Annotated in this window: 2 protein-coding genes; both read right to left on the bottom strand. The window is 36.2% G+C overall.

Annotated features, from left to right (window positions below; translation table 11 throughout):
* The coding region (locus tag F6X55_RS02590; RefSeq protein WP_202616108.1) for a hypothetical protein at positions 1-919 on the bottom strand (919 nt) is incomplete at its 3' end.
* A 142-nt stretch (positions 920-1061) separates the two neighbouring features.
* Positions 1062-3279 (bottom strand): alginate lyase family protein (locus tag F6X55_RS02585; RefSeq protein ID WP_202616107.1); only part of this gene is annotated, 2218 nt, incomplete at its 5' end.

Below are 3279 nucleotides of genomic sequence, written 5' to 3'. Positions count from 1 at the left end.
AGACCTGGCCTTCTTCCAATTGGCCCATCGGTCTTAAAGCGCCATTCCCTCGATTGTCATAGACTGTGGTAGTGTCGGTCACTTTAAAATAACCCGCTTCCGAGCCATCCCACGGATTCACGCTTTGAACGGTTACCTTATTAAGAGACTTTGTATCAACTTTCTTTTCTTCTTCCTGGGTTAATGCCGTCCCAGATTGCTCTTCCTCCTGAACAGGGTCAACAGCTTCTTCTTCAGAACTTGCGCCATCCTGTTTTTCTGCATCTTTGGAAGGCTCTGCCTCTGTTGTTCCATTGTCTACAACAGAAGTATCATCTTCCCTTTCTCCCGACGCAGCTTTATCAGAGGACGCTTCAGTCTCCTTGGTTATACTGGTGTTTTCCTCGCCTTCCACTGTTTCAGAAAGCTCTGCATCTGCCGTTCCCTCTACAGCAGAACTTTCGATATCGGACAGGTGAAATGCCACATTTCCTAAGTAAATGACAGGATGCCCATTACTTTCCTCGTACACAGGGTAATCCGTTTCATTAAGAATGGTACCTGAAGGGCTTCCTTCGCCAGCCTCTTTGTATAGAGTGGTTCCCTTTGCCAATACTTGCGTGTCAGCAGTTTCAAACTCAAACAATCCGGATACATTTTCATTTGACTCAACTTTTACTAGCGCTTCCTTGGGGATAAGTTTGTTGGTATTACCATACTGAATACTAACCCCATTTTCGTTTTCATAACCATAGAAATAGGTTGAATCTTTAATAGAAAATCCACCTATTGTCAAATTTCCCGTGGTCCTGAATAGCTCTATTGTTCCCAAATCTTGACTTTCCGGATTAGTTTCAGCTGTCACAGAAAAAGGAATAGTTAGAATAAATAAAAACAAAGAAATGAGAAAGAACTGACCTCTAAATATATTTTTTACCATTAAATACTCCTTCCTCTAGTTGTAGTTAGACTATTATTAATAGTCTGCTATTATTATATATCGGCATATAGCTAAAAACAATAAAATTCTTCCATTAAATAGGTGTGAGAGTTCCGCTCTCACACCTATTTAAATTACTAAATTATAGATGAAAAGTTGTTACAATTTCTGCATCTTTTTCCTGTGCTTCAATCACAATTGCATGTGTTTTCGTAGGTTCTTTGCCGTTATCAAGGTGCCAACCTAATATCTCAGGACTTGTCTGACCATTAACATCTTTTATAGAAAACTTACTTGAACTGCTGATTTCCATTGATGCCACTTCTTTGCCATCAATCAACAACCTGATTTGATTCCCATTAATTTGTGGAACTACTCCCTCTGCTAAATTCCAAAGTAATTTGTAGTTGTTTTCCTTACTAGATTTAATAGTATCCGTAACTGTTACTGCCTGTGAATTTTTATTGTATTTCAAATTTCTGTTATGTTCTACATCCTCATACCTTCTATTAACACCGGTAACACTACTCAAGTTGTCATCTATATAGAAATCTGTAAGGTAAGTGGAATCATACTTGCCATCAGTTCTTGGCAACCCAGCATCATTAACTATAAGTGTATTATGTGCATATGAAGAATATCCAAATTCGGTAAATGGCAAATCATAGTCATATCCATTTGGTCCCGCTTCAGTAATAAGGTCGTGACCTTTTGTATAAATCCAAACACTTAAATCATCTGAGTGTTTGTGATAATCCGTATGGTAGGCAGCAGTAAAATGGATATAGGTTGCATCTTTACCTTTTTCCCAGTCATCTCGGAATATGGCATACCCAGCATCTTTATAAACTTCACTGGTTTTTTCAGGTCTTAACCCTTCTCTACCTTGCGTTAAGGAATACCTATAGAATGGATTGTCTTCCCATAAGTTAGTAGGTGGCTTTACATTTTTAAATGTATCTCCTATTAAAGGTAGAGTTCCATCCGGCTTAATAACCCACACGTAATAGTTCGCCATTCTATTATACAGCTTATCGTAATATTCATATTGATTTAAATCATTAAGTGCTGAAAAAAAGTCTCTATATCTCTTTACAGATTTAGCTATTGTCAAATGATACCCTGGTGAATGCTCTAAATGGACTCCCTCTCTAGAAACAATATGATTAAAGTAATCTTTCAACCTAGTTTTTCCAACTACAGAATACAATTGTTCCTTCGAAAATTCATTAAAGTAGTCGCCGAACGCTATTAATGCTTCATCTTGAAACATTCCATGATTAGTATGTGTTGTATGAAAAGCATCACTTACTAACAAGTCGGCGTGTTCTGACATGCTAACAAACAATAACCTAACTTGTTCTTTATTCAAAATACTTTTGGCTGTATCAAAAAAGTTTATCCAAGTTACCAATCTACGAGCAGATGCTTCATCGTGCCAGGATAACTCATGACGAGAATTTCCATACGGATTATTGGAAATCCAGTCCTCAATAATCTCAAAACCTTTTTGAATATATTCCTTGTTATGATTTTCTTTATAAGCTGCAACTAAATCATTAAGAAAGAATTGTGCATGTAGAGCTCGATAGTATGAACGAGACATCTCTTCTCCCATTAAAGGACTTTCTCCCCACGGGATTCCATTAGAAAAATCAAATGTTCCATAACTAGAAATAGTAAAAATATCATTAAGCATATTATTTGCTATAGAAATATAATTTTCATTTGGATTTGTGTAAAATAATTTAACACGACTAGCTGAATCTGAATTACCCTTCACTTTATATTCTTCAATTAATTCATCCAAGCTTTTTAATTTATATTCAATCACTTCCGACTTTTTAACAAATCCTACTCTGCCCAAGTAGATGATTCTCCACCAGTTCCCGTAATCCTCGGCAATTGGATAAATAACTCCCTTCTCTAATTCTCCGAATGGAACCAATTCACCTGATGAATTATCTACTACAGAGTTATTATTAAGAACTAGAAATTTTTTTTCTGAATTAACATAGTTTTTGTTTATATTTCTCATTTCTTTCTTTGTTGCATATCCGGTGTTAGATTTTCGCACATACCCAAAGGAATCCCCAAAATTAATACGCCACCAATTCCCATAATCAGTTGCGATTGGAAATACTTGACCTTTATCAAGCTCTCCGATTTTCATGAGGTAACCTTTCTCATTTTCATAAACTGGTAAATCATCCTTATAAACTCGGAAATAGTTATCACCATTTTTAAACTCTGCTTTAACACTATCTTTGTGTACATAACCCACTTGATCAGAATAAAGGACTCGCCACCAGTTCCCGTAATCTGTCGCAATCGGAAACTTTTCCCCTTTTTCAATTTTT

Source organism: Sediminibacillus terrae (assembly GCF_009602435.1).
Taxonomy (GTDB): Bacteria; Bacillota; Bacilli; order Bacillales; family Amphibacillaceae; genus Sediminibacillus; species Sediminibacillus terrae.
The sequence above is the reverse complement of the archived record's forward strand: the minus strand, read 5'-3'. Positions and strand labels throughout refer to the sequence as shown.